The 4,261-nt window shown below is 36.3% G+C and carries 5 protein-coding genes; 3 read left to right on the top strand and 2 right to left on the bottom strand.

All coding sequences use genetic code 11. The features are described 5' to 3' along the window. A partial coding sequence (locus ACTTG8_RS09730; RefSeq protein ID WP_442561914.1) for an elongation factor Tu occupies positions 1 to 885 on the top strand: 885 nt, incomplete at its 5' end. A 145-nt stretch (positions 886 to 1,030) separates the two neighbouring features. On the opposite strand, the gene ACTTG8_RS09735 is transcribed toward ACTTG8_RS09730, so the two are convergent. Together ACTTG8_RS09735 and ACTTG8_RS09740 are read right to left on the bottom strand one after the other, a co-directional pair. After that, complete coding sequence (locus ACTTG8_RS09735; protein ID WP_442561915.1) at positions 1,031 to 1,765, bottom strand: type II toxin-antitoxin system PemK/MazF family toxin; 735 nt, start codon at positions 1,763 to 1,765, stop codon at positions 1,031 to 1,033. Next, positions 1,752 to 1,925 (bottom strand): hypothetical protein, encoded by a 174-nt coding sequence (locus ACTTG8_RS09740; protein ID WP_442561916.1) that lies wholly within the window; start codon positions 1,923 to 1,925, stop codon positions 1,752 to 1,754. The genes ACTTG8_RS09735 and ACTTG8_RS09740 overlap by 14 nt, the downstream gene beginning before the upstream one ends. Positions 1,926 to 2,647: 722 nt before the next feature. On the opposite strand from ACTTG8_RS09740, the gene ACTTG8_RS09745 reads away from it, so the two are divergent. Together ACTTG8_RS09745 and ACTTG8_RS09750 are read left to right on the top strand one after the other, a co-directional pair. Next, positions 2,648 to 3,568, top strand: a complete 921-nt coding sequence (locus tag ACTTG8_RS09745; RefSeq protein WP_442561917.1) for a DUF3737 family protein — start codon at positions 2,648 to 2,650, stop codon at positions 3,566 to 3,568. A 1-nt stretch (position 3,569) separates the two neighbouring features. Next, positions 3,570 to 4,261 (top strand): MalY/PatB family protein (locus ACTTG8_RS09750; RefSeq protein ID WP_442561918.1); only part of this gene is annotated, 692 nt, incomplete at its 3' end.

The raw sequence follows: 4,261 nt of genomic DNA on the forward strand, positions 1-4,261 counted from the left end.
GGTGCTATCCTCGTTGTTGCTGCAACTGACGGTGTTATGGCTCAGACAAGAGAGCACATCCTTCTTAGCCGTCAGGTAGGTGTTCCTTACATCGTTGTATTCCTTAATAAGTGTGATATGGTTGATGATGAGGAGCTTATCGATCTCGTAGAGATGGAAGTTACAGAGCAGCTTGAAGAGTATGGTTTCGAAGGTTGCCCAATCATCAGAGGTTCAGCTCTTAAGGCTCTTGAGGATCCACACGGTCCTTGGGGAGACAAGATTATGGAGCTTATGGATACAGTTGATTCTTATATCCCAGATCCAGAGCGTGATGTAGATAAGCCATTCCTTATGCCTGTTGAGGACGTATTTACAATTACAGGTCGTGGTACCGTTGCTACAGGTAGAGTAGAGCGTGGTACACTCAGACTTAACGACGAACTTGAGATCGTTGGTGGTCGTGAAGAGAATAGAAAGACAACAGCTACAGGTATCGAGATGTTCCGTAAGCTTCTTGATTCTGCTGAGGCTGGTGATAACATCGGTGCTCTTCTTCGTGGTGTTAACCGTGATGAGCTTGAAAGAGGACAGGTTCTCTGCAAGCCAGGTAGCGTAACTTGCCACAAGAAGTTTACAGCTCAGGTTTACGTTCTTTCAAAAGAAGAGGGTGGACGTCATACTCCATTCTTCAACAACTATCGTCCACAGTTCTATTTCAGAACAACAGACGTTACTGGTGTAGTTACACTTAACGGCGATGCAGAGATGTGTATGCCTGGTGATAACACAGAAATCACAGTTGAGCTCATCCACCCTGTAGCTATGGAAGCTGGTCTTGGTTTCGCTATCCGTGAGGGTGGTAGAACAGTTGGATCAGGTAAGGTTGCTACTATCGTTGAGTAATTTTAGCTGATTGGCTATAAACACAGAATAATGAAGCCCTCCAGGGGATAACCTTGGGGGGCTTTTTATAGAAATAGAATTATAATATTGTGTATCAAACCAAGGCTTTAGAATAGATTAACACCAAACTTCTTATAGCCCTGCCTTACTGACATTTAGACCTAACAAAAACAATCACTTCTTCATTTACTTCCATTATTCTCTCATCTTTTTCCATATCTTCAAGAGACATCCATTTACAGCTATATTCACCAATTGTAAAAGTATTGTTCGGTATATTTTCAGGCAGGAAATCTGGTAGCAGTCTATATAGTTTATGATTGAATATTTTATAAACATCATCACTGACAGAATATTTACAATGCTTCGCAGCTGATACATATTCAGTTGTTACTTCTTTATTCAATAAATTACTCGTATACTTGTCAACATTAGCTTTGTTATTTTCGGTGCTTCTAATATATGGAAATAACCATGTCTTCCACCTGTCATCATATATTTGAAGGTATTTCCCATCCGGATTTTTAATTGCTAAAAGGGAAAATTCATGCACCGTATTAGATAATATTTCTCCGACAAGTTGCATAATTTTTACAAGGTCTCTTTGTGATAACACTCCAATTTGGAGATCTATATTACATTGCTCAATATTAACAATTTTGTCGATTCTAGTCCATGATTCTCTCTTTAAACCTGCTGATTTCCAGTCTTCAATGGGAATACTATATGGACTATCGGACTTATTTTTGGTAGTCACATACATTGCAAGGATAGCCATAGTGTACTCATCAATTACTATGGCAGGTCTTCTCTTGACTTCATCTTTATCTGAATATGGAAACTGTACCCACCAAACTTCACCAATATTATACTTTCCCATTCTTTATAACCTCTTGCTTATATACTTCATCCCATTCATCATCCTGAATCCAATCATCGTCGGAGGGTAAATCTTTAATATTTACTGCAAAATTAAGGAGTTTCTCACGGTTATTGCTTAGAAATTTTTTAAAATCTTCAACTGTTTCTATTTTATCCATAAGCTCTCCTTTCCTAATTTTTATACTATTGTCTTCAAATATATTATACTTTTAGCTAATAATAGTGTCAACAATAATAAAAATTATATTTCACTAAGATAGCTAAAAAATATGCTAGCCAATTATCATTGGCTCTATTTTGGCTCTAAAAATTCCCCAAAACAAATTACAACCACGAAAATGGCGGTATATACTACAAAAACTGCTTAAAAACACCATAAACCACCCCATTTCCCCAACCGTAGAACCGCGAGAGTGGTAGAACAGCCTGTTCAGGTAAGGTTGCTACTATCGCCCTGTAATTTTAGCTGATTGGCTATAAATACAGTATAATGAAGCCCTCCAGGGGATATAAGTATTTCATGTAAAGCAGAGGAGGCAGTTGACATCATAATATACAGTAACTATAATTTTATATATAAGTGTAGGATAGAAGATGTGGAGGAATATAAAAGACACTGAAAGAGAATCATGATGAAAAAAAGAAGAGCAAAAAAAGATAAGCTATGAATTTTATAGGAAGTATGAAAAAAAGTATTTGGGTTATTAAAAAATAACTATTTATAATATACCTCACTTAACAGAAGGATTTTCAAATATCATTATTTGAAAGTCCTTTCTATTATAATTGTGACAATTTTTTGAAATCTTTCAAACCCTATTTACTTATTCAAAATTTTATTGCATACTATCTAAATAGGAATATTTAGAAAGGAGGTTATATGAGAAGAATAGAAAATGAGGTTTTGACAGGTGAGCGTGCCCTTTTTCAGGCAAATGGACTGGAGATAGAAGACACAATCTTTGCAGATGGTGAGTCTGCACTTAAACATGGTGAAAATATAAATGCAGTTAATACGATGTATAAGTGGAAATATCCGTTCTGGTATGCAAAGAATGTAAATGTAAAAGATTCCACCTTTTTTGAAATGGCTAGGTCAGGGCTGTGGTATGGTGAAAATATCAATATAGAAGACACTATGATAGAGGCACCGAAGGAATTTCGCAGGTGTGACGGAGTGAATCTAAAAAATGTATCCCTGCCAAATGCGAGTGAAACATTCTGGATGTGTAAGAATATAAGACTTGAAAATGTGGTGGCAAAAGGGACATATTTTGGATTAAACAGTGAAAATATCTACCTTGACGGGCTTAATTTATATGGGGACTACTGCTTTGATGGAGGCAAAAATATTGAAGTCCATAACTGCAAGCTGCTTTCAAAAGACAGCTTTTGGAATACAGAAAATGTAGTAATTTATGATTCATTTATAGTGGGAGAGTATTTTGGCTGGAATTCAAAAAATATAACCCTTATCAACTGTACAGTGGAGAGTTTGCAGGGATTTTGCTATATAGAAAATCTTGTAATGAAGAACTGTAAACTGGTAAATACAGCTCTTGCCTTTGAATTTTCAACTGTAGATGTTGAAGTTATAAGTAAGATTGACAGTGTATTTAATCCAAAGAGTGGAGTTATAAAGGCAAAGGAAATAGGTACTTTAATTATAGATAATGAAAACATTAATCCTGAGGATACAAAAATAATTGTAGAAGGAGAAATGCCAAAGCCTGTTACGCTTGCAGAGATTGAGCTAGTGTCAGGTGAAGGAAAGGAAACTGAAATTAGAAGGAGGGGCTGATATGCATATTGAACACTCATTTAATTTTGACAAAGAAATTAATCGCAGAAACACCAATGCAGAGAAATGGAAGGTAGAGGAAAATGAACTTCCTATGTGGGTTGCAGATATGGACTTCGAGGCTGCACCTGCTATAAGAAAAGCATTGGAAACTAGATTTAAGCATGGAATTTTTGGTTATGCCGGTATAACTGATGAGTGGTACGAAGCTTATATAGGTTGGTGGAAACATAGACACAATTTCACTATGCAGAAAGACTGGCTAATCTTTACTACAGGAGTAGTACCGGCTATATCAAGCATGGTGAGAAAGCTTACAACTCCGGCTGAGAAAGTGATTCTTCAAACTCCGGTTTATAATATATTTTTTAACTCAATACTTAATAACGGAAGGGTAGCTCTTGAAAGCCCGTTAGTGCTTAAAAATAACAGATATGAAATGGATTTTGAACAGCTTGAGAAAGACCTTTCAGATATCCAGACTACTCTTATGATACTTTGTAATCCACAAAATCCGGGCGGAAGAATTTGGACTAAAGAAGAATTAATCAGGGTAGCAGAACTTTGTAAAAAGTATGGTGTTACAGTAATCTCTGATGAGGTTCATTGTGATTTAACAGTTAATGGAAATAAATATGTGCCATTTGCAAGTGTATCGGAGACAGCAAGAGAAATAAGCATAACCTGTATGAG

The organism is Catonella sp., assembly GCF_052173895.1.
Classification (GTDB): domain Bacteria; phylum Bacillota; class Clostridia; order Lachnospirales; family Lachnospiraceae; genus Catonella.